Raw genomic sequence first — 20,204 nt, 5'->3', positions numbered from 1 at the left:
GTATCTCACTTCCTGCGCATTAAGACCGAACGCTCTCTCACTCCCAGCCATTGAACGACCGGAAGTGAGAGAGCGTTACAGGGGGTGTTACTTCTTTTCCCAGCCCAGGGTGCTCCAGTCCGGAACCTGGGACGGGCTCTGGAAGAGTGAGGGACCGTAGTTTGCCAGACCGGTGCGGACGAATGAGATCTGCGGACCGTTGAACACCGGACCCATGGAGAAGTACTTGGCCATGTGCTCCTTTTCAACCTCCATGGCAGCCTTGTTGCGCTCACTGTTGTCTTCGATGGAAGCCAGGTCAGCGATTTTCTTGTCCAGTTCCGCGTCGCCCACCTTGTTCACGCTGGCCTTGGAATCATAGAACTGCTTCACGCTGTCCGTTGCATCCGCTCCAACCGTGTAGCCGGAAAGGCTGAGGTCGAAGTCGCGTGAACCAACGACCTTGCCGAAGTCGGCGGAGGCGCGCTGGTCGATGCCAACATCCATGCCACCAGCCTGCAGCTGCTTCTGCAGTGTCTGGGTGGTGGCGAGCGCGGTGGGATCGTCACCGAAGTTGCTGATTTTGAAGGCGGCCGGCTTGCCGTCCTTCTCCATGATGCCCGAGGCGTTAGGGGTGTAGCCGGCGTCGGTCAGGACCTTCTTGGCCGCGTCCGGGCCGGTTTCCTTGACAGGGTAGTTGTCCTGGTAGTACGCGGAAAATGGCAGGAGCATCATGGAGCCGGAGCTGGGCTCCTCCCAGTTCAACCCGTTGAAGCGGACCTTGCGCAGAGCCTCGCGGTCCACAGCGGTGAAGATGGCTTTACGGACAGCAACATCAGTCACCCTCAGGGCGTTGATGTTCATGCCACCGGCGAAGAGCCGCTGCCCGCGGCGCACCTCGGAATTCTTGGTCCCGTCCAGCTGCTTGTAGAGCGCGATCGTGTTCGCCGACATGGCGTCAATCTCACCGTTCTTGAAGGCAGCGATCTGCGCGCTGGATTCGAGCTGGCGGAAGGTGACGCTGTCCAGGACAGGCTTGGTGCCCCACCATTTATCGTTCGGGACGGCGGTTAAGGTTTTGGCCGCGCTGTCGTACTTGTCCAGCTTGAACGGACCGGCCATCCATTCCGGATGCAGGTTGCCGTTGAAGCCTTCGTTGAAGACCTGGGGGGAGTTCACGTTCGGGTTGATCAGGCCGAAGAAGAGGGAATCCAGCGGGTAGACGGGCTGGCTGGTCTTGACGATGACTTCCTTGTCGCTGCTGCCGGCCTCGACCGATTCAACGAACGGATAGGCTCCCGGGCTCACAATGTCGTAATCGGGATTTGAACCCTTGAGGATGTTCCACGTGTTCTGGAAGGCCTTGATATCGATAGGGGTGCCGTCGTTGTAGGTCGCCTTGGGGTTGACCTTGATGGTGATGGTCTGTTTGCCGTCCTTGACCTCGCTGTCCACAGACTCACAGAAGTCCTTATTCGGCGTCGCCTTGCCCGCGAAATCGAACTTCCAGCAGCCGCCGATACCGCCGCCGGACACCGCAACCGGATTAATCGCCGCCATCAGCGCCGAATTGTCGGCACTGTTGCCGTTGTTGGAAAACCCGTTGAAATCAGGGCCGATGTTACCCAGGGGAAGCGTGACCTTGCCGCCGGGTTGAAGGTCCTTGGCATCCTTGGCGTTGATGCTGATCAGCTTGGACACGTCACCGCCGGATCCCTGTCCTTTGGCCGTTTCCGGCCCGGTGGGAGAGCCTCCCGCTCCACAGGCCGTCAGTGTCAAAGCCGCAGCAATGGCCGCAGCTCCGCCAATTCTGGTCAGATTCTTCATGGTGTTCCCTTCATTGGTGCGGGTGGTGGTGCTTGTGATGGGTCGGAAAAACCTACGGTGCATCGTGATCCGCCGTTTCGTGGACCACCAGCATGTCCTCGTCCAGCTCGCCGTCGGGGAAGAAACAGGCGAACTGCTGGTCCGGCGCCGGTACGGGGCCAGCCTCGAGAACCTGGGCCGCGGCGGACGGAGGAACCGATTCAAGCGGCGGTTCCAGAGTGAGGCATTGTTCCTGCTTGGCCGCGGGGAGAGCGGCGAAGACGGGGCAGCGGGTGGCGAAGTTGCAGCCCTTTGGCGCATCCAAAGGGGATGGCAGGTCTCCTTGGAGAATGATCCGTTCCCGGGTGCGTTCCAGGTGCGGATCGGGAACCGGAATGGCAGACAGCAATGCCCGGGTATACGGATGGCGAGGATTGTCGAAGACCCTGTCCACCTCGCCGATCTCCACGATCTTGCCCAGGTACATGACCGCCACACGGTTGGAGATGTGCCGCACCACGGAGAGGTCATGGGCCACCATCAGGTAGCTGAGGCCCAACTCGGCGCGGAGCTTGTCCAGCAGGTTGATGACGCCTGCCTGGACGGAGACATCCAGGGCGGAGACGGGCTCGTCCAGCACCACCAGTTTGGGGTTCACGGCCAGGGCCCTGGCTATGCCGACCCGCTGCCGCTGCCCGCCGGAGAACTGGTTGGGGAAGCGGTTGACGTGGTCCGGCTGCAGGCCCACGAGCTGAATCAGTTCCATGATCCGCTTCCTGATGGCCGGCTTGGCCAGCCCGGCGTTCTGAAGGGGTTCCGCCAGCACCTCGTACACCGTGAACCGCGGATCAAGGGCACCGGTGGGATCCTGGAAAACCATCTGAAGTTCCTTGCGCATGGCGCTTTTGGTCCTGGCGTCAGCGGCTTCCTTGTTGCTGATGCCGCCGATGACCACTTCGCCGTCCTGGTCCTTGTGGAATTCCATGATTTCCAGGAGGGTGGTGGTTTTGCCCGAGCCGGACTCCCCCACGATGGAGAAGCACTCGCCCTCGCGGATGTCGAAACTGATGCCGTCCACGGCCTTTACGGTGCCGATCCGCCGTTTGAGGAGGGCACCTCTGGTCAGCGGGAAATGCTTCCGGACGTCCTTGAGCTGCAGGACCGTGCTGCGTTCCCCGCGAGGAATGAGGTCGAAACGGGACACGGGCACCGGCGGCGCGGAGAAGATTTCGTGGACGTCCACCTCCGCGCCCAGGGAATCGGATTTGATGCAGGCCGCCCGGTGATGGACGCCGCCGGCGACTTCTGCCAGCGCGGGTTCACCGTCCAGGCATGCTTCTGACGCCAGTGGGCATCGTGGTGCAAAGGAGCATCCGGTGGGCGGGTGGACCAGGTTGGGCGGTATTCCCTCGATCGGGACCAGCGAGGTTTTCTCGGCAACGTCCACCCGCGGCACCGCTCCGAGCAGTCCCATCGTGTACGGCATCCGCGGGTTGTAGTAGATATCATCCACGCCGCCGGTTTCCACCGGTTTCCCGGCGTACATGACCATGATGTTGTCCGCCATGCCTGCCACCACACCCAGATCGTGGGTGATCATGACGACGGCGGCGCCCGTTTCCTCCTGCGCCGTATGCAGCACCTCAAGCACCTGGGCCTGGATGGTGACGTCCAGCGCCGTCGTCGGCTCATCAGCGATCAGGAGCCGCGGGTTATTGGCGATCGCGATGGCGATCATCACCCGCTGGCGCATGCCGCCGGAGAACTCGTGCGGAAATGCCTTGAGCCTGTCCTTCGGGCTGGGGATTCCCACCATCGCCAGAAGTTCGACGGCGCGGGCTTCTTTTGCCTGTTTGCTCATGGCGGGGTTGTGGATGGTCAGGGCCTCGGTGATCTGTGCTCCCACCGTGTAGACCGGAGTCAGGGAGGACAGCGGGTCCTGGAACACCATGGCCATGTCGTTGCCGCGATAGGCACACATTGCCTTGTCGCTGAGGCCCAGCAGCTCCTTGCCGTTGAGCATCACCGAGCCGGTGACGTCGGCCGTGGCGGGCAGGAGGCCCATGACGGCAAGCGACGTCACGGACTTCCCCGACCCGGACTCACCCACGATGCCCAGGGTCTTACCCGGCAGCAGGTCAAAATCGACGCCGCGGACCGCGTGCACGATGCCGTTTTCCGTGTTGAACCGGACGTTGAGGTCCCGGACGGAAAGAACAGCACTCTCCGCGGGGAGCGGGCTGTGAAGGCCGGCTATGTGCAGGCGATCAGCAGCCGAAGGCCTCGGGTCAGCCGGTTCGATGTACGTTTCGCTGCTCATGCCCGCTTCTTCTTCGCGCTGTTTGTCCTGGCGTTGTTTTTGCTGGCGCTGTTTGTCCTGGCGCGTCCGATGGAACTGGAACTGGGGTCGAAGGCGTCCCGCAGGCCGTCGTTCATCATGGCAAGGGACCCGGTTAGCAGGAACATCACTGTCAGCGGGACCCAGAACATCCACGGGAAGGTCTGGACCTGGGATGTCGCCCCGCCGATCAGGACGCCCAGGCTCACGTCCGGCACCTTGATGCCGATGCCGATGAAGGAAAAGGCGACCTCAGCGAGGATGGCGCCGGTGACGCCTCGGGTGATGTCCAGGACCAGGAGCGAACCGATGTTGGGGACGAGGTGACGCCAAACTATCCTGCGTGGCGGAACCCCCATGTACTGGGCGGCCTTGACGTAATCCCGCTGCATGAGGGACATGGAGAGCGAGCGGATCAGCCTGGCAGTTCCCATCCAGCTGAAGACCAGCAGAACAATGATCAGCAGCAGCCAGCTGGGCAGGTCTCTCTTAAGGCCGTCTCCGCCGCCGCTGGTGGCAACGGCAACCACCAGCAGCGCCGGCATCATGATGAGTGCTTCGAGGACGAAGAGCATCACCTTGTCCACCTTGCCGCCAAAGTAGGCCATGGTGCAGCCGTAGACGGCGGCGACCAGCACCGAAACCAGGCCGACGATCAGGCCGATCAGGATGGAGATCCTGGTGCCTTCCACCGTCATGGCGTAGAGATCGATACCTGCCTGCGACGTGCCCAGGAAGTGTTCGCCCGACGGCGGCATGCCGATGTTGAACGCGTCGATGGTCTCCTTGTCCCACTGGGTGAAGTAGCCGCCCACGAAGGAGAAGGCGGTCAGGGCGAGGAAAATGATCAGGCCCGCCACTGCCGTCCTGTTGCGCATGAACCGGCGGAAGATGATGGTGGATTTGCCGATCACCACGTCTGCGCCCTGAAGGTGCGCCTCCTCCGCGACGGCTGCCGGATCAACTGCGTTGAGGTTCGTCATGGCTACTGCACCCGCACTCTCGGGTCGACAAGCGTGGTGGCAAAGTCGGCCAGGATGGCCCCGAGGGCAAAGATGACGGACCCGTACGCCAGGGTGGCCGTGGCGGCGTTGACGTCCTGCAGTGAGATGGCGTCAATGCTCCAGGAGCCGATGCCCGGCCAGGCAAAGATCTTCTCGGCGAAGAAACCGCCGGCAAAAATAGCCGGGATAGTGAAGGCGATGCTCTGCGCCACGGGGATGAACGAAACGCGGAGGGCGTGACGGCTAATGGCCTGGTTGCGGGTGAGTCCCTTGGCACGGGCCGTACGGACAAAGTCGGCATTGACGTTGTCCAGCAGGTATTGCCGCTGCGCGATCTGGTACGAACCCCATCCCACGAGGGTGATGGCGACGGTTGGCACGGCGTAATGGGCCAGCATGTCCACGAACTGCGGCCAGCCTGGTTCCACGCCCGGGGTGGAGATCCCTGTGACAAAGAGAATGCGTCCGCCGAATGTCTCGTTGATGTTGATGGCGCCCAATTGGACCAGGAAGTAGGCGATAGGTGCCGGCACGATGTACGCCAGGTAGCTGTAGGAGGTGATAACCCTGTCCTGGTACTGGTACTGCCGGGCTGCGGAATACACGCCAAGTCCTACGCCGATGACGAGCGTCAGGATGATGGCTGCAAGGAAGAGCCGGGTGGAGATCCACACCCGGTCGCCGAATTCGGCGTTGATGTATGCCCCGTTGGGGCTGCGGCCCCAATCCCAGCGGGTCACGATCCCGGTGAGCCAGTCCACGTAGCGTTCCCAGGGGCTGAGGGTCGGGTCCAGGCCTTTGAGGCGCATGGAGTTGGCGACCTGCTCGGGCGTGGGGCGGGGGATCCGCTCCTGTTCCAACAGGGCTGGCTTGAGGGAAGTGACAGCCAGGAAGTACCCGGCCGAGGTGGTCAGGAAGATCATGAAGACATACGTGATGCCGCGCTTGGCGAGGTACCTGAGCATGTGGTGGGCTACTTCTGTGTTGTTGCCGCCAACACTTTGCCCGGATGGCGCAAGGGGGTCCGATGCTGTGGCATCGGGGTGCTGAGGTTAACTGCAACAATCACGAGCTTGATCCTTCCGTTTCCCACCATGGCAGGGGATGGCCCGCCACTCGGGATTCTGCACCAGCGGATGGCTGGCCTCCCGCGGCCTTTGCAGGCCCAGTCCTGGTGAACTATGTTGCGGGTCACATTCCAGAGGAAATTACCACACAAATCCTGTCAATAAGCTCGCATACGGGCGGAAATCACGAGCCCAGTATGGAATCGTTATGAATGATTCTGTGTAATTGATTTGACTGGGGGATTTTCAGAGATCCTGGCTGCCTAGCCGCCCCGGACCACGCGCGTGACCAACTCTCGCCACGATTCGGCGAGCCGGTCCGGAGAGACCGTGCGGACGCGGACCGTGTGCAGCAGCCGATCCGGCTCCAGGGCCGCACCAAGGAACATCGCCATCAGCCACGGATCCGAATCCATCCCTTCCTCACGGAGCAGGAACTCAATATGCCGGTGCCACAACACAACGGCCGGCACCTCAAACCGGTTACGGGCGGAGACATCGGCGGCCCTCGCGAGTTCCCCGTACTCCAGCACGAAGGCGATTCTTGCGGCCCCGAAAGCAACCAGCCGGTCCAGGCCGGGCGCACCGGGCCCCAGCGGGGGCGGGCCGAACATGAAGCGGGCCTGGAAATCGGCCTCCGCATCGCTGAGGAGCGTCATCATCAGGCCGGCCCTGCTGCCGAACCGGCGAAAGACGGTGCCCTTACCGACACCTGCGGCTTCGGCAAGCCGGTCCATGGTGAGCGCGTCCGCTCCGCATTGCTCAATGAGTTCCCGGGCGGCTCCCAGCAACCGCTCCCGGTTCCGCGCAGCATCTCTGCGTTCAGGGGAAGGCCCCGGCGGTGAGCCGGGCTCCAATGGGATGAACGTCACATCCCATATTCTAGACCCCGGGAATAATATCCGGACCACGGTCCGTTTAGTACCGTGAAGGCCCCAACGCCTCCACTTTTCAAACCGGCTTGCGGTCCGCCGCAGCCCGATCCAAGGAGTTCCAAATGCCCAAGAGCACTGTACTCACCCTCGTCGGCAGCCTTCGCGCCGATTCCATCAACCAGAAGCTCGCCGAGGCCATCCAGTTGAACGCTCCGGAACAGGTGGACGTGGTCATCCACGACAGCCTGGGCAACATTCCGTTCTACAACGAGGACATCGACGTTGAAGGCCAGATCCCTCCGGCCGCCGCCGCTCTTCGTGCAGCAGCCAACGAAGCCGACACCCTGCTCCTGGTTACCCCCGAGCACAACGGAACAGTTCCCGCTTCGCTGAAGAATGCCATCGACTGGCTGTCCCGCCCGTACGGCGCCGGAGCCCTCGTGGGCAAGCCGACCGCCGTCGTCGGTACGGCCTTTGGCCAGTTCGGTGGAGTCTGGGCCCAGGATGAAGCGCGTAAGGCAGCCGGCATCGCCGGGGCCCAGGTGCTTGAGGACGTCAAGCTGGCGGTTCCGGGCTCCATGGTGCGGTTTGCCGAACTGCACCCGAAGGATGACGCCGAAGTCGTTGAGCAGATCAAGGGCGTCTTCGATGCACTGGAAGCTGCCCGCGTTCCCGCCTAGGACTCCAGGCTCCAAACGCCCTGGGTGCCGGCCGGCGCCCGGGGCGTTTGTTATCTCCCCGTGAGGCTGCACCCTTATGCGGCGGCGCCGTGACCAACTCTTGTCCCAACCGGTACCGCCCCGGCATTCTCTACCGCATCGGACCCCCGTAACGTTAATGAACGGAACGTACCGGGACAGGAATGCGGTGCAGCATGGCAAGCAGGCGAAGTGCCAGAACAAGGACGGCGACGGCGGCAGTGGCGGCGCTGGTCCTTCCGTTCTGGCTGGGAGCCTGCACCGGGCCAGGTTCTTCGACCGGCACAGCTGCAGGTGGGCAGGCGGCAACACCGCAGGACCGAATCGCGCCTGCCCCTGAGGCCCAGCAGCCACCCTCGGCCGGATCCTCAGCCAACACTGCTCCAGCTTCCGGCGCCTCCCCTGACACGAGCCCCGGCGCGTCACCTGGCAGTTCCATTATTCCTGGCACAGGTGCAGGCGGAGCCGGCAGCGCAGGCCAGGGCGAGGCCGCCGTCCCGGGCACTGCCCCCGCATCCGGCGAAAACCAGGCATCGGCGGCCCCTGCACCACCACCGCCAGCCGCCAGCGCTTCAGGCAACGCGGCCGGGAGCAACAAAGTCACGGCCTACTACGTGCTCCTGGACGACGGCGGCAGCGGCGGCGTGCGCTTTGGCTGCAATGACAGCCTGGTGGGTGTCCACCTTCCCGCCGCCGGAGCCACGGAACCGCTACCGGCGGCAATGCGCGCCCTCCTGGACGGTTCTGAGCCCCCGGTGGCCGGCGCCTACAACTCCCTGTCAGCTTCAACGCTGCAGTACCTTGCCGGCAGCTTCGACGGCACCACAGTGACCGTCTACCTGGCCGGCACCATCCGGCCGGGAGGAGTGTGCGATATTCCCAGGGTGGAGGCCCAGCTCACGCAGACCGCCGTGGCGTCGGTGGGTGCGATCCGGACCGAGATCTACGTCAACGGCGTGTCGCTGACCGAGGTCCTGAGCCTCAAATAGCCGGGGCCTCAAACAGCAGGGGCAGTTCCATCGCGTTTAATCATCGAACGGCACGTGGTCTTCGAAGAGGGCATCCATGGCGGCGTGGCTGCGGGCTCCTGCCAGCTCGGACCAGTTCCCGTCGCCCAGTACCATGGCTGCCACCTTGGCTACTTTTGCATACGCGGCCTTCGCAGTGTTGCCGCCGATGCTGATGCGCTGCACGCCGGCGTCGTAAAGTTCGCCCACAGACGGCGCCCCCACACCCGCAAGTGCGTTCAGCGGAGCATCAATCCCAAGCGAAAGTTCGTGCAGAACGCGCAGGTCAGTCACCCCGGGGACAAAGATGCCGCTGGCGCCTGCCGCGAGGTAGGCCTCGGCGCGCCGGATGGTCTCCTCGAAGGCCTGGTCAGGGTAATGACCGGACAGGTAGGTGTCAGTGCGTGCATTGATGAAAAGTTCGACGCCGGTGGACGCCGCAGTCTCCCGGATCAGGCTCAGGCGCCGGCACTGGTCGTCGACGGCGGTGAGTGGAGAGTCGCCCGAGTCCTCGAAGTTGATGCCGATTGCGCCCGTGTCCAGCACCGCCAGGACGGTGTCCCGCAGGAGTCCGCCGCCATAGCTGCTGCCGCTGCCCGCATAGCCGGTTTCGATGTCCGCCGTCACCGGGAGACCGGTAGCGGCGACGATCCTCCTCAGCGCTTCCATCGCCAGCGCCCGCGGGAGGTTGTTGCCGTCAGGGAAGCCCAGGCTCCATGAGATTGCCGAGCTGGAGGTGGCGATGGCAGTGGCCCCGGCCTCTTCCACGAGTCTGGCGGACGCGGCGTCCCACACGTTGACCAGGACCAGGGGCGACGTGCCCGCCTGGTGGAGGGCGTGGAAGGCGGCTGCATTGGCGGCGGAGTGCGGGGGCGTTGTCATTGCTCCATTCCAGCCCCTCCGCATGTGGACGTAAAGTCTCACGTCCAGCGAAATACCTTGTCCATCAACAAATGTTGCCTAGTTAGCAACATGCGGTTGTATCCTGAGCATGTGACCAATGAAACACTTGACACCGCAGGGCTGCTTCCAGCCGAGGCCATCGACGCACTCGAACGCGCTGCCACCTCCGCCCATCGCCATGATGGCCTCTTCTCAGAGCGCGCAGCCAACATCAGGCAATCGGCGGTCCGGGACGTTTTTGATGTCTCCATGCGGCCCGGGCTGGTTTCCCTCGCCGGCGGCAGCCCTTACCTGCAGTCACTGCCCCTGGAACGGCTGGCTGAGACCGCCGCCGCGATCATCGCGAACGAGGGCCTGATCGCCCTGCAGTACGGCGGCGGCCAGGGCATGGAAGAACTCCGCAAACAGATCTGTGAAGTGATGGCGGCCGAAGGAATCCTCGACGCCGTCCCGCAGAACGTGGTGATCACCGCCGGTTCCCAGTCCGCGCAGGATGTGGCCACCAAGGTTTTCTGCAACCCCGGCGACGTCGTCCTCGTGGAGAACCCTACCTATGTGGGCGCACTCAACACCTTTGAGGCCTACCAGGTGAAGGTGGAAACCGTGGAGATGGATGACGACGGCCTGGTCCCCGAACTGCTTGGGGCCAGGATTGCCGCACTCCAGACGGCCGGGAAAAACATCAAGTTCCTCTACACTATTCCAAGCTTCAACAACCCTTCCGGCATCACCCTGGCCAAGGAGCGCCGCCAGCGCATCGTTGAGATATGCCGCAATGCGAATATTCTGGTGCTCGAGGACAATCCGTACGGTCTGCTGCGTTTTGACGGGGCTCCACTGGCACCGCTGCGGGCGGACCATCCGGGGGACGTCATCTACCTGGGCTCATTCTCCAAGATCTTTGCGCCCGGCCTGCGCATCGGATGGGCCCTGGTTCCGGAGCATCTCCAGCGGCGCTACTATCTGGCCTCTGAGTCCGTCACGCTGTGTCCGCCGACGCTGAACCAGATGCTGGTGTCAGCCTACCTCCGGGACTATGACTGGAAGGGGCAGATCGCAATCTACCGCGGGCTCTACGCAGAGAGGTGCCAGGCAATGCTCGATGCGCTCGACGAGCACATGCCCGACGGCATCAGCTGGACCACCCCGGAAGGAGGCTTCTTCGTGTGGGTGACCCTGCCGCAAGGCGTGGATACCTATCCTCTGCTGCAGAAGGCAATCGATGCCGGCGTCGTGTTTATCCCGGGCGCAGCCTTCACTCCGTCTGATGAACCGTCCAACAAACTGCGGCTGGCGTTCAGTGCCGTGCCCCCGGAAGCCATTACCGAAGGAGTGCGGCGTCTGGCCCCCGTGCTGCGGGAAGCCATCGCAGGGCTGTAGCGTTGGCAACGGAATCTGCAGTACAGACCATTGAGCAAAGGAGCACAAATGAGCGGAATTATTGTTGTTGGGGTTGACGGCAGCGGAACCGCCAAGAAGGCCGCCGAGTCCGCACGCGATCTGGCCGCCGCCCTCGGCGCGTCGCTGCACGTGGTGTCAGCCTTCGACAGCGACCGCACGGAGATCTTCGGCAGCGGCAGCGACGAGTGGATCGTCTCCGACGCCGACGGCGCCGAGAACGTCGCCAAGACGGTTGCGGACTCCCTGGCAGGAGATATCAAAGTGACCTACTCAGCGGCGCGCGGCAAGCCTGCCGAGGCACTTATTCGGGAGGCCGGGCGCCTGGACGCCAAGATGATCGTGGTGGGCAACCGCAGGATGCGCGGCATCGGCCGCGTGCTGGGGAGCGTGGCCAACAGCGTTGCCCACAACGCCCCGTGCGACGTCTACATCGCCAACACCTACGACGCCGACTAAGTAACCTCCAGACACCATGCACGGTGCTTTTTACAGCCCGTGCATGGTGTCTGTTCTCACTCCCTGGTGCCGTTTTTCCTGGCTGCCCCCGCGATAAAATAGATATGCCCCCGATGACGCGGACAGTCACTTTCCACGGCAACCAGGGGGTTCCCTTGATCACTCGCCAGAGGCGCCAGCTTGTTGGCCATGACATTCTCCTGGCCCGTCACGGTAACCACATCTGTTCGATGCGGGTGGACCGCGGCAGCGGCCGCGTGGTGGCCCTCCTGGACGACGGTTCCGTGGACAGTGCCCCTAACCTCATCTCCCCCGGCCTTCGCCTGCCTGAGACACCGGGGATGGTCCTGCGCGCGGACTGGAAGTTGCTGGCGGTCATTTCAGCCGCCGCCGCCGGCTTTGGCGGCCTCGTCTTCGCTGGAATGGCAGCTGTGCACGGGATGGGCGGGGATCCCGCCATGGTCCAGGCACTGTATACATACCCGGCCTACTGAGGCTTCCGGCGCCTGACTCTTCATGCCTGACTCTTCCGGCGCCAACCTAGGGAGCCGTTACACCAGCCAGCCTCGCAGAAGCCACCACAGGCCCGCCATCACCAGGCCGCCAAACAGTGAGCCGGCTATGACCTGACCCGTAGTGTGGGCCCGGAGCACCACACGGGACCAGCCCACTGCCGGTATCAGGATCAGCAAAGGCAGCCAGGCCGGCCCCAGCATCAGCACGGAGATGGCGGCAGAAGACGATATGGCTGCTGCGTGCCCGCTCATCTTCCAGAACGGGCTCACTGCGGCCAGCACGAGGATGCCGGCCACGACAGCCAGAACCATGACCATCACGCTCCGCGGCGCGGCTGCGGATTCCAGCACCAGCAGCCCTGCGAGCACCGACGCGAGGGCCATGAGCAGAACCGGAGCACGCTGTTTACGGTTGCTGACGTGGTGGTCTGTCACCTTCCCCAGCCTCACCAGCGCCAGCAGCAGGAACAGCGGCAGGACGCACACAAAAAGGGCAGCGAGCGCTCCGTATACGACGGTTCCGGGGAACCCCGCCTCGATGAGGGGGCTAATCAGCAGCTGCAGGGTTACCACCACAGGCGGCTGGAAAATCTCGGTCAACCACACTGCCGTCCGGTTTTTGGTCCGAAGGGCCGGGCTATCCACGGGTACCGGCCTGTGAGTGTGCCCAGTCAATCAGCGCGCCCGGGCAAGCAGTGTGGCTCGTGTGTGAGTCTGCTTAGTCAAGCAGGAGCGCCGGTTCCTCGAGGATGGCGGCGACGTCGGCCATAAAGCGGGCAGAGAGGTCACCGTCCACTACACGGTGGTCAAAGGAACCGCCCAGAGTAGTTATCCAGCGCGGGATGACTTCCCCGTCCAGCACCCACGGCTTCTGCTTGATGGTCCCGAAGGCAACGATGGCCACCTCACCCGGGTTGATGATGGGAGTCCCGGTATCGATGCCCAGCGCACCGATGTTGGTGATGGTCAGGGTCCCGCCCTGCATCTCGGCGGGCTTGGTCTTGCCTGCCCGGGCAGTTGTGGCGAGGTTGTTCAGGGCCAGCGCCAACTCCTTGAGCGAAAGGTCCTGCGCGTCCTTGATGTTCGGAACCATAAGCCCGCGGGGGGTGGCTGCCGCAATGCCCAGGTTCATGTAGTGCTTGACGTGGATTTCGGCGCCGTCCGTGCCGTCGGCGTTGTCCACCCAGGTGGCGTTGACGCTGGGGTTCCGTGCGGCGGCCCAGATGACTGCCTTGGCCAGGATCAGCAGCGGGGACACCTTGATGCCCTCGAAGTCCCGGGAGACCTTCAGCCGCTTGACGAACTCCATGGTGCGGCTGGCATCAACGTCCACGAAGATGCTGACATGCGGCGCTGCAAACGCCGACTCGACCATCGCCTTCGCGGTTGCCTTGCGGACGCCTTTGACCGGGATCCGTTCAATCCGCTGGTCCTGCGGCTTTCCGGCCTTGCCCCAGAATCCGTCCGCTTTGTCCAGTTCCGCATCGCGCTGGGCCTGGTAGCTGACGAGGTCCTCGCGCGTAACCTCGCCTCGCAGGCCGGTAGCCACGACGTCGGCGAGGTCGATCCCGAGGTCCCTGGCGATCTTCCGGACCGGGGGCTTGGCCAGGACCCGGTTCACCAGGCCGGTGATGGTCCCGCCAAGGGTGGGGCGGTTGTCCACAAGATCGGCCGGATCCGCTTCCGAACCGTCAGACACGGGAGCTGGAGACACCTCTGTCGCCTGCCGGGGCACCGGGACGGGCGTGGGAATCGCAGCGGGTACTGACCCGGGAACTGTACCGGCGGCCGTCGGAGCGGGCCTGCGCACGCGCCGCTTGACGGCGTCGGCCTTGGGGCCGGAACCCACCAGGGGACCTGCGGCCAAGGCACTGCCTGAAGCATCGGCGTCGGCCTCCGGAAGCTTGCCGTACAGAGGCTGGACAGGTGTTGCCGGCGCGGGGACGTCCGCAGGCGTCGGATCACCGGACACCTCGTCCGTGACGCTGATGATGGCGGTGCCGACGTCGATCGTCACCCCTTCGGGGACCAGCAGCTCCGTGACGGTCCCGGCAAAGGGGGACGGCAACTCCACCAGCGACTTGGCGGTCTCGATTTCGCAGAGGACGTCGTTGATGGCAACGGTGTCCCCCGGCTTGACCTTCCAGGAAACGATTTCCGCCTCTGTCAGCCCTTCGCCCACATCGGGGAGGTTGAACTTATTGAGAGTCATGATGTCCTCGGTTTTCGGAGCCTCCGGCCACCGCTCCTTGTGCAGGATGCGTCGGCCGGAACGGGCAGGATGAGCGGTCGGCAGGCGTTTGGAGTGCCTTGGTGTGTCTAGTACGCCAGCGCGCGGTCCAGGGCCTCAAGGATCCTGTCGATATCAGGAAGGTAGTCTTCCTCGACCTTTGCCACCGGATAGGGCATGTGGAAACCGCCGACGCGGATGACCGGGGCCTCGAGGGAGAGGAAGGCGCGCTCACTGATCCGCGCTGCGATCTCGCCGCCGATGCCGCCGAAGGTGGGGGCCTCGTGGGCAACGATCAGCCGTCCGGTCTTGTTGACGGATGCCGTGACCGTATCGAAGTCGATCGGAGAAATCGAGCGCAGGTCGATTACTTCAATGCTGCGGCCGTCCTCGGCAGCGGCGTTTGCCGCGGCCAGTGCCACCGGGACCAGGGGGCCGTACGCCACAATCGTGGCGTCGGCACCCTCGCGAAGCACGTGGGCTTTGAACGGGTCGTCGGCAGCGCCTGCGGCCTCGACATCCACGTCTCCCTTGAGCCAGTAGCGGCGCTTGGGCTCGAAAACAATGACGGGGTCCTGGCATTCGACTGCCTGCTGGATCATCCAGTAGGCATCGTGCGGGTTGGACGGCGTGATGATGCGCAGGCCGGCAGTGTGGGCGAACAGCGCCTCCGGCGACTCGGAGTGGTGCTCTACGGAGCCGATGCCGCCGCCATACGGGATCCGGATGACCACGGGAACGGTGAGGTTGCCGTTGCTGCGGGCATGCATTTTGGCCAGCTGCGTGGTGATCTGGTTGAAGCCGGGGAAGACGAAGCCGTCGAACTGGATTTCACAGACCGGGCTGTAGCCGCGCAATGCCAGTCCGATCGCGGTGCCGATAATGCCCGACTCGGCGAGGGGTGTGTCCACTACGCGGTCGGGGCCGAATTCTGCGATCAGGCCGTCGGTGACCCGGTAGACGCCGCCCAGGGGCCCGATGTCCTCGCCCATCAGCAGCGACTTCGGGTTGTTGCTGAGCGCTGCGCGGAGGCCCTCATTGATGGCCTTGGCAATGGTCATGGTGGTCATCAGTTGCCTGCCTTCGTGTCTGCCCCGTCGCCCGGCGCGCCGGCATCCGGTTCGGCTGCAAATCCTGCGCTGTATTCCTCGAACCACGCCAGCTCCTCCGCAACGAGCGGGTGGGCTTCCACGTAGGTGTTGGCGAAGGCGGTACGGATGTCCGGGGTTTCCAGGTCATGGGTGGTCCGCCGCACATAGGCCGCGAGCTCGTCCCCGTCGGACTTGACCTTGGCGAAGAAGGTATCGTCGGCCAGTCCTTCGGCGCGCAGGTACTTCTCAAGCCGGACCAGGGGGTCCTTGGCCCGCCAGGAATCCTCTTCAGCAGACTGGCGGTATTTTGTGGGGTCATCGGCCGTGGTGTGGGCACCCACACGGTAAGTGAACGCCTCGATCAGCACCGGTCCCTTGCCCTGGCGCGCGTGGTCCAGCGCCCACTCGGTCACGGCGTGCACTGCTATGACGTCGTTGCCGTCCACCCTCACTCCCGGGAAACCGTAGCCCTTGGCACGGTTGGACAGGGGGACACGCGTCTGCACAGTACTGGGCACCGAGATGGCCCAGTGGTTGTTCTGGCAGAAGAACACCACCGGTGCATTGAAGGACGAAGCGAAAACCATGGATTCATGGACGTCGCCTTCCGAGCTGGCACCGTCGCCGTAGTAGGCCATGACTGCCGCCGGCGGTTCCGTGCCGACCGGATCTGACGCCGCCGCCAGCTTCTGGTCGCGCTGGATGCCCATGGCGTAGCCCACCGCGTGGAGCGTCTGGGCTGCAAGGACGAGGGTATACAGGTGGAAGTTGGTGTCCTTGGGGTTCCAGCCGCCGTTGGAGACGCCGCGGAACTGGCGCAGCAGCTCGGCCAGGTCCACGTTGCGGGTGAGGGCAACACCGTGCTCCCGGTAAGTAGGGAAAATGTAGTCCTGGGGCTGGCTGGCGCGGCCGGATCCGATCTGGGCGGCTTCCTGGCCGGTCAGCGGAACCCACAGTGCCAGCTGTCCCTGCCGCTGGAGGGCTGTGGCTTCCACATCGAAGCGGCGGATCCTGGCCATGTCGGCGTAGAGCCCGCGCAGCTTCTCGGGATCCAGTTTCTCGGCGTAGGGGCTATAGACGGGATCGTTGCCCAGTTTCCCGTCCGGGCCCAGGAGCTGAACCATCTGTGCCGCGGGCTCGCCCATGGCGGCCTCGGCATCAGCCTCGAGCTGGTCGTCTACCGCTGTTCCGTCGAACTCGGTGGAGGGCAGATGTGTGGTGCCCATACCGTCTCCTTGCTTGCCGCATCCGGATGCGTTGCAATGTCGCTGGGATATATGCCCATAGGGGAATGCATTCCCCGGCTGGCATATATATTGGCTTACTGGTCCTTACTTTATCTTCAGTAGGTGGCGCGGCCGCTACACGTTAAGCGCTAGGAACGGCGCGGCGGCTTTGTATAGTTCGCACACAGCTCGAGAAAGCGTGTGTTGGCCTCCACTTCGCCTATCGACACGCGTACGCCTTCATCCCCAAAGGCCCGGACGGACAGCGCACGTTCGCCCGCCAGCTCAGCGAACTCCCCGCTGTCGGCACCGAGAGAGAGCCACACGAAGTTGCCCTGCGCGGCCGGAACAAACCAGCCCAGCTCGCGCAGCCCGGCGGTCACCCGGTCACGCTCCTCCACGAGGCTTTGTACCCTTTCTACAACCTGGGGGTAGTTCTGCAGCGAGACGATTGCCGCCCGTTCCGCGATCTGGGACACGGCGAAGGGCGTAGCCGCCATCCGGAGGTACTGCGTCAGTTCCGGGTTCGAGACGCTGTAGCCCACGCGGAGCCCAGCCAGGCCGTGCGCCTTGGAGAACGTCCGGAGCACCACCACGTTGGGATATTTGCGGTACATGGCGAGGCCGTCCACTGCATCCTCGGCCCGGACGAACTCCTGATACGCCTCATCAATAACCACCACGACGTCGGAAGGGACCGCCTGAATGAACCGCTCCGTCTCCGTTGCGGTCAGGACGGGGCCCGTTGGGTTGTTCGGCGTGCACAGGAGAATGACCTTAGTGCGGACAGTGACGGCTGCCGCCATGGCCTCGAGGTCGTGCCGGCCATCGGCAGTGAGCGGGATCCGGACGCTTTCAGCGCCCGCCAGGCCCACGCTGATGGGATAGGCCTCGAAGGAACGCCAGGCGTAAACCACTTCGTCCGCTTTGCCGTCATCGTTCTGCCCGGCAAAGGCGGCCAGCAGCTGGTTGAGTGCACCCAGGCTGCCGGCACCCGTGACGATGTCGTCAGCCGGCACGTCCAGGAACTCTGCGAGGGCATTGCGGAGCTTGCTGCTGAGCGGGTCAGGGTACCGGTTGAAGTCAGTCTGGTTGGCGATGGCCTCCACCACGGCAGGAAGCGGCGGGAGCGGGTTTTCGTTCGAGGACAGCTTGTAGCTGACCATCCCGGCGACATCGACCGGGGGCTTGCCCGCGGCGTAGCGCGGAAGCCGGCCCACTATCGGGCGCGGACGGATTCCTCCGGCCAGGGTCTCTGATGAAGTCATGCCAACTAGCCTACTTCTCCCGGGCGGACGGAACGGGAGCGCCTCCACGGAAGAACCACCGCATGCTGGCGGGGCAAGCAAGCAGTTAACGGAAGCAGTCAGCGGTGCGGGCAGGCACATAGGGCGGACCGGCAGCGGCGGGAGTGGGCGCCAGCCGGGCTGGCCCACAGGGTCGTGTGACAGCATGGGCACATGCGCTCTTTCATCGTTCGGGTCCTGATCAACGGACTGGCCCTCTGGATTGCAAGCTGGATCCTGCCCGGCCTGGACATTTCCAGTTCAGCCACCACCGCGGCACTGGAAAAGTCCGGCGTGACCCAGGGCACCGATACCATCGGGATCATCCTGGCCTACTTGTTCATTGGTGCGATCTTCGGCGTAGTTAATGCCTTTGTCCGCCCCCTGGTCAGCTTCCTCTCACTGCCAATCACCATCCTCACCCTCGGCCTGTTCACCATCGTCATCAACGCAGCCATGCTCTACCTGACCTCGTGGATCAGCAGCTACACCCCGGTGCAATTCAGCATCGATTCCTTCTTCTGGACAGCGGTGCTCGCCGCGATCATCATTACGGTCATTTCCCTTGTTGCGGGAAGGGTCCCGGGCGCCCGTCGCGGCTGATGCGGCCGGTAGGGGCCTGCGGTTCGGGGGCCTTCGCGCGGGAGAGTGCAAAACGGGTAGCTGTCGCCGTCCCGCCGGCACCCAGGACGCCGGAGAGCACGGCAGTGGAATCGACCAGTGAAGGATCGTCACTGGCCCCAACCAACCGGGCCCCTTCCTGGTAGTTCGTGATCGCATGGCCGGGACCCATGCCGGGGGCCGTTCCGTATTCGGTCCACACCGGATTGTTCATGGTGACCGTGACACGGTTCCTGGTGTCCGGGCCGGGCGTGCCATCGCCGCCGGGAACCCAGTCCGCCCTGTGTTCCAGATGAAGGGTGCTGATGCCGGGAGCCGGAGTAATCCCGCCCACGGGGGATCCGGCGGTAAGGACGTATTTCAGGTCGTATTCGGCCAGGAACAGCTTGTCGGCGGCCAGGTTCATGGCGTGGATTCCGCCCTGGCTGTAGCCGACCGCGACCACCGGAGCGCCCTTCTCCGCGCCGGCTTCCCTAAGAGCCTCGCGGACAGCGGTGTTAACCTCAATCGAGCCGTAACCCAGCCCTTCAGCGATTCCCGCCTCGTCAAACGGATTGCTGCCGCCGAGTTCCGCGCCTGGCTGGGTGCCGGGAATGACCACCACGTACGCCTTGTGCCCCTCGTTCTCGACCTCGACGACCTCGATATAGCCGTCCCCCCGCTCGTCGACCAACCTGATCCGGTCCAACAGCCCTGCCGGGGTTGCCTCGAAATCCGCTTCCACGGTTTCTGCCCTTTCGACCAGGACCGGACGAGGAGCCGCCGCGGAGAGCGGGCCCTCGGTGAGGCTTCTGACCAGGGGGCCCACGGCAGGGAGATCCCTCCCGGCCCGGGCCTCCGCCCTCATCAGCTGGCCAAAAAGTCGGGGCGAGAGTCCCAGCAAAGCAGTCAATGTCAGGGGCGAACCGGCCGTCAGCAGTTCCATGGCGCTTTCGCTGGGAACGCCGGTCCGCCAGAAATCCATCCACGAGTCGACCAGCTCCTTGGGGCTGGTGATCCCAACCGTCCGGGCAAGACCGGCCGCTGCCTCCGCCACTTCATAGTCCCGCTTGCTGGCGCGCACCTGGCTGCCGATTCGCTGGAGCTCCATCCGGACAGCCTGAACGCTGCGCTGGGCCTCCCCGACCGCTATCAGCGCCGCGGTGCCTGAGGACCGTTGATCATTTTGGTAAGGGCAGAGCTCTTCCCAGATACGACGTGCCTCCACTTCCACGCCGCTTAGCTCACCTGCCAGGTCATCGAGCTTCCGGGCGCCGCCAACGAGTTCCTCGAACTGGAAGCTGATGCCTCCTACGCCGCCCCTGATTTCCAGGACGCCGTCGTCGACGGGATCACTGACCTTGACCGGGCCGCCGCTGCCGGACGGCGTCACCTCGGCCATCAGTACCGTCCTGACGGATTTCCGCAAGGTTCGGCTACAGCCCGGGCGTGGCTGTTCACGGCGGATACGGCGTCCTGGAGCCGGTCCCGGGCGCGCCCCAGTGCGGACTCCTGCAGGGCCACTGAGTTCCGGTACGCGCGGCCGGCGGCCGACTGCCAGTCCAGAAGCTGGATCTGGCGAAAGCCTGCCAACACCGTCTCCACGCGATCCGTGCAGCCAGCCACCCTCGCTGCGAGCTGTTGCACTTGGCTGCCGCGGACCAGGGCTGCACCCATGTCCCCGGCGGCTGCATCAATACTCATTGTCCTTCGCTCCCCCAC

Annotated in this window: 19 protein-coding genes; 6 read left to right on the top strand and 13 right to left on the bottom strand. The window is 64.1% G+C overall.

The features are described from left to right. Positions 1 to 87: 87 nt before the first annotated feature. The 5 genes from QFZ40_RS20775 to QFZ40_RS20755 all read right to left on the bottom strand — a co-directional run bounded on the left by QFZ40_RS20775 (position 88) and on the right by QFZ40_RS20755 (position 7,066). On the bottom strand, positions 88 to 1,806 hold the full coding sequence (locus tag QFZ40_RS20775; RefSeq protein WP_306906688.1) for an ABC transporter family substrate-binding protein: 1,719 nt from the start codon (positions 1,804 to 1,806) through the stop codon (positions 88 to 90). Positions 1,807 to 1,858: 52 nt separating this feature from the next. Continuing rightward, complete coding sequence (locus tag QFZ40_RS20770) at positions 1,859 to 4,105, bottom strand: dipeptide ABC transporter ATP-binding protein (RefSeq protein ID WP_306906687.1); 2,247 nt, start codon at positions 4,103 to 4,105, stop codon at positions 1,859 to 1,861. Beyond that, a complete protein-coding gene (locus QFZ40_RS20765; protein WP_306906686.1) occupies positions 4,102 to 5,106 on the bottom strand; it encodes an ABC transporter permease in 1,005 nt (334 codons plus the stop codon). Before QFZ40_RS20765 ends, QFZ40_RS20770 begins: the two co-directional genes overlap by 4 nt. A gap of 2 nt (positions 5,107 to 5,108) precedes the next feature. Then, positions 5,109 to 6,092 carry an ABC transporter permease gene (locus QFZ40_RS20760; protein WP_306906685.1) on the bottom strand — a complete coding sequence of 328 codons (984 nt, stop codon included), beginning with the start codon at positions 6,090 to 6,092 and terminating at the stop codon, positions 5,109 to 5,111. A gap of 365 nt (positions 6,093 to 6,457) precedes the next feature. Continuing rightward, positions 6,458 to 7,066: a TetR/AcrR family transcriptional regulator gene (locus tag QFZ40_RS20755; RefSeq protein ID WP_306906684.1), complete on the bottom strand. Its 609-nt coding sequence runs from the start codon at positions 7,064 to 7,066 to the stop codon at positions 6,458 to 6,460. A 125-nt stretch (positions 7,067 to 7,191) separates the two neighbouring features. On the opposite strand from QFZ40_RS20755, the gene QFZ40_RS20750 reads away from it, so the two are divergent. Together QFZ40_RS20750 and QFZ40_RS20745 are read left to right on the top strand one after the other, a co-directional pair. Continuing rightward, a complete protein-coding gene (locus QFZ40_RS20750; protein WP_306906683.1) occupies positions 7,192 to 7,749 on the top strand; it encodes an NAD(P)H-dependent oxidoreductase in 558 nt (185 codons plus the stop codon). Positions 7,750 to 7,943: 194 nt separating this feature from the next. Continuing rightward, entirely contained in the window at positions 7,944 to 8,756 is an 813-nt protein-coding gene (locus tag QFZ40_RS20745) for a hypothetical protein (protein ID WP_306906682.1), read from the top strand. Between the two features lie 36 nt (positions 8,757 to 8,792). On the opposite strand, the gene QFZ40_RS20740 is transcribed toward QFZ40_RS20745, so the two are convergent. Beyond that, positions 8,793 to 9,656 carry an isocitrate lyase/PEP mutase family protein gene (locus QFZ40_RS20740; RefSeq protein WP_306906681.1) on the bottom strand — a complete coding sequence of 288 codons (864 nt, stop codon included), beginning with the start codon at positions 9,654 to 9,656 and terminating at the stop codon, positions 8,793 to 8,795. A gap of 111 nt (positions 9,657 to 9,767) precedes the next feature. On the opposite strand from QFZ40_RS20740, the gene QFZ40_RS20735 reads away from it, so the two are divergent. The 3 genes from QFZ40_RS20735 to QFZ40_RS20725 all read left to right on the top strand — a co-directional run bounded on the left by QFZ40_RS20735 (position 9,768) and on the right by QFZ40_RS20725 (position 12,028). Beyond that, positions 9,768 to 11,057, top strand: a complete 1,290-nt coding sequence (locus tag QFZ40_RS20735) for an aminotransferase-like domain-containing protein (protein ID WP_306906680.1) — start codon at positions 9,768 to 9,770, stop codon at positions 11,055 to 11,057. 48 nt (positions 11,058 to 11,105) lie between these two features. After that, the gene (locus QFZ40_RS20730; RefSeq protein WP_306906679.1) at positions 11,106 to 11,534 is read left to right on the top strand and encodes a universal stress protein; all 429 of its coding nucleotides are present in this window, start codon (positions 11,106 to 11,108) and stop codon (positions 11,532 to 11,534) included. 155 nt (positions 11,535 to 11,689) lie between these two features. Continuing rightward, a complete protein-coding gene (locus tag QFZ40_RS20725; RefSeq protein ID WP_306907009.1) occupies positions 11,690 to 12,028 on the top strand; it encodes a hypothetical protein in 339 nt (112 codons plus the stop codon). A gap of 57 nt (positions 12,029 to 12,085) precedes the next feature. On the opposite strand, the gene QFZ40_RS20720 is transcribed toward QFZ40_RS20725, so the two are convergent. The 5 genes from QFZ40_RS20720 to QFZ40_RS20700 all read right to left on the bottom strand — a co-directional run bounded on the left by QFZ40_RS20720 (position 12,086) and on the right by QFZ40_RS20700 (position 17,864). Further along, positions 12,086 to 12,649 carry a phosphatase PAP2 family protein gene (locus QFZ40_RS20720; protein ID WP_306906678.1) on the bottom strand — a complete coding sequence of 188 codons (564 nt, stop codon included), beginning with the start codon at positions 12,647 to 12,649 and terminating at the stop codon, positions 12,086 to 12,088. Between the two features lie 118 nt (positions 12,650 to 12,767). Next, positions 12,768 to 14,261, bottom strand: a complete 1,494-nt coding sequence (locus QFZ40_RS20715) for a 2-oxo acid dehydrogenase subunit E2 (protein ID WP_306906677.1) — start codon at positions 14,259 to 14,261, stop codon at positions 12,768 to 12,770. A 107-nt stretch (positions 14,262 to 14,368) separates the two neighbouring features. Further along, positions 14,369 to 15,349: an alpha-ketoacid dehydrogenase subunit beta gene (locus tag QFZ40_RS20710; RefSeq protein ID WP_306906676.1), complete on the bottom strand. Its 981-nt coding sequence runs from the start codon at positions 15,347 to 15,349 to the stop codon at positions 14,369 to 14,371. Next, complete coding sequence (gene pdhA / locus QFZ40_RS20705; protein WP_306906675.1) at positions 15,349 to 16,596, bottom strand: pyruvate dehydrogenase (acetyl-transferring) E1 component subunit alpha; 1,248 nt, start codon at positions 16,594 to 16,596, stop codon at positions 15,349 to 15,351. The genes QFZ40_RS20710 and pdhA overlap by 1 nt, the downstream gene beginning before the upstream one ends. A 149-nt stretch (positions 16,597 to 16,745) precedes the next feature. Further along, positions 16,746 to 17,864: a histidinol-phosphate transaminase gene (locus QFZ40_RS20700; protein ID WP_306906674.1), complete on the bottom strand. Its 1,119-nt coding sequence runs from the start codon at positions 17,862 to 17,864 to the stop codon at positions 16,746 to 16,748. A gap of 192 nt (positions 17,865 to 18,056) precedes the next feature. Here QFZ40_RS20700 and QFZ40_RS20695 point away from each other — a divergent pair, with 192 nt between their 5' ends. Beyond that, positions 18,057 to 18,485 carry a phage holin family protein gene (locus tag QFZ40_RS20695; RefSeq protein WP_306906673.1) on the top strand — a complete coding sequence of 143 codons (429 nt, stop codon included), beginning with the start codon at positions 18,057 to 18,059 and terminating at the stop codon, positions 18,483 to 18,485. On the opposite strand, the gene QFZ40_RS20690 is transcribed toward QFZ40_RS20695, so the two are convergent. Both QFZ40_RS20690 and QFZ40_RS20685 read right to left on the bottom strand, forming a co-directional pair. Further along, entirely contained in the window at positions 18,439 to 19,884 is a 1,446-nt protein-coding gene (locus QFZ40_RS20690) for a hypothetical protein (RefSeq protein WP_306906672.1), read from the bottom strand. The genes QFZ40_RS20695 and QFZ40_RS20690 overlap by 47 nt on opposite strands. Beyond that, positions 19,884 to 20,186, bottom strand: a complete 303-nt coding sequence (locus tag QFZ40_RS20685) for a hypothetical protein (protein ID WP_306906671.1) — start codon at positions 20,184 to 20,186, stop codon at positions 19,884 to 19,886. The genes QFZ40_RS20690 and QFZ40_RS20685 overlap by 1 nt, the downstream gene beginning before the upstream one ends. Positions 20,187 to 20,204 lie beyond the last annotated feature (18 nt).

Source organism: Arthrobacter pascens (assembly GCF_030816475.1).
Classification (GTDB): domain Bacteria; phylum Actinomycetota; class Actinomycetes; order Actinomycetales; family Micrococcaceae; genus Arthrobacter; species Arthrobacter pascens_B.
This window is presented reverse-complemented; position numbering and strand designations above follow the sequence as displayed.

Coding starts and splice junctions, on each gene's coding strand:
- QFZ40_RS20770 (WP_306906687.1), bottom strand. CDS start 4,105: ATGAGCAGCGAAACGTACATCGAACCGGCTGACCCGAGGCCTTCGGCT.
- QFZ40_RS20700 (WP_306906674.1), bottom strand. CDS start 17,864: ATGACTTCATCAGAGACCCTGGCCGGAGGAATCCGTCCGCGCCCGATA.
- QFZ40_RS20685 (WP_306906671.1), bottom strand. CDS start 20,186: ATGAGTATTGATGCAGCCGCCGGGGACATGGGTGCAGCCCTGGTCCGC.
- QFZ40_RS20750 (WP_306906683.1), top strand. CDS start 7,192: ATGCCCAAGAGCACTGTACTCACCCTCGTCGGCAGCCTTCGCGCCGAT.
- QFZ40_RS20765 (WP_306906686.1), bottom strand. CDS start 5,106: ATGACGAACCTCAACGCAGTTGATCCGGCAGCCGTCGCGGAGGAGGCG.
- pdhA (WP_306906675.1), bottom strand. CDS start 16,596: ATGGGCACCACACATCTGCCCTCCACCGAGTTCGACGGAACAGCGGTA.
- QFZ40_RS20730 (WP_306906679.1), top strand. CDS start 11,106: ATGAGCGGAATTATTGTTGTTGGGGTTGACGGCAGCGGAACCGCCAAG.
- QFZ40_RS20760 (WP_306906685.1), bottom strand. CDS start 6,092: ATGCTCAGGTACCTCGCCAAGCGCGGCATCACGTATGTCTTCATGATC.
- QFZ40_RS20775 (WP_306906688.1), bottom strand. CDS start 1,806: ATGAAGAATCTGACCAGAATTGGCGGAGCTGCGGCCATTGCTGCGGCT.
- QFZ40_RS20715 (WP_306906677.1), bottom strand. CDS start 14,261: ATGACTCTCAATAAGTTCAACCTCCCCGATGTGGGCGAAGGGCTGACA.
- QFZ40_RS20745 (WP_306906682.1), top strand. CDS start 7,944: ATGGCAAGCAGGCGAAGTGCCAGAACAAGGACGGCGACGGCGGCAGTG.
- QFZ40_RS20710 (WP_306906676.1), bottom strand. CDS start 15,349: ATGACCACCATGACCATTGCCAAGGCCATCAATGAGGGCCTCCGCGCA.
- QFZ40_RS20695 (WP_306906673.1), top strand. CDS start 18,057: ATGCGCTCTTTCATCGTTCGGGTCCTGATCAACGGACTGGCCCTCTGG.
- QFZ40_RS20690 (WP_306906672.1), bottom strand. CDS start 19,884: ATGGCCGAGGTGACGCCGTCCGGCAGCGGCGGCCCGGTCAAGGTCAGT.
- QFZ40_RS20740 (WP_306906681.1), bottom strand. CDS start 9,656: ATGACAACGCCCCCGCACTCCGCCGCCAATGCAGCCGCCTTCCACGCC.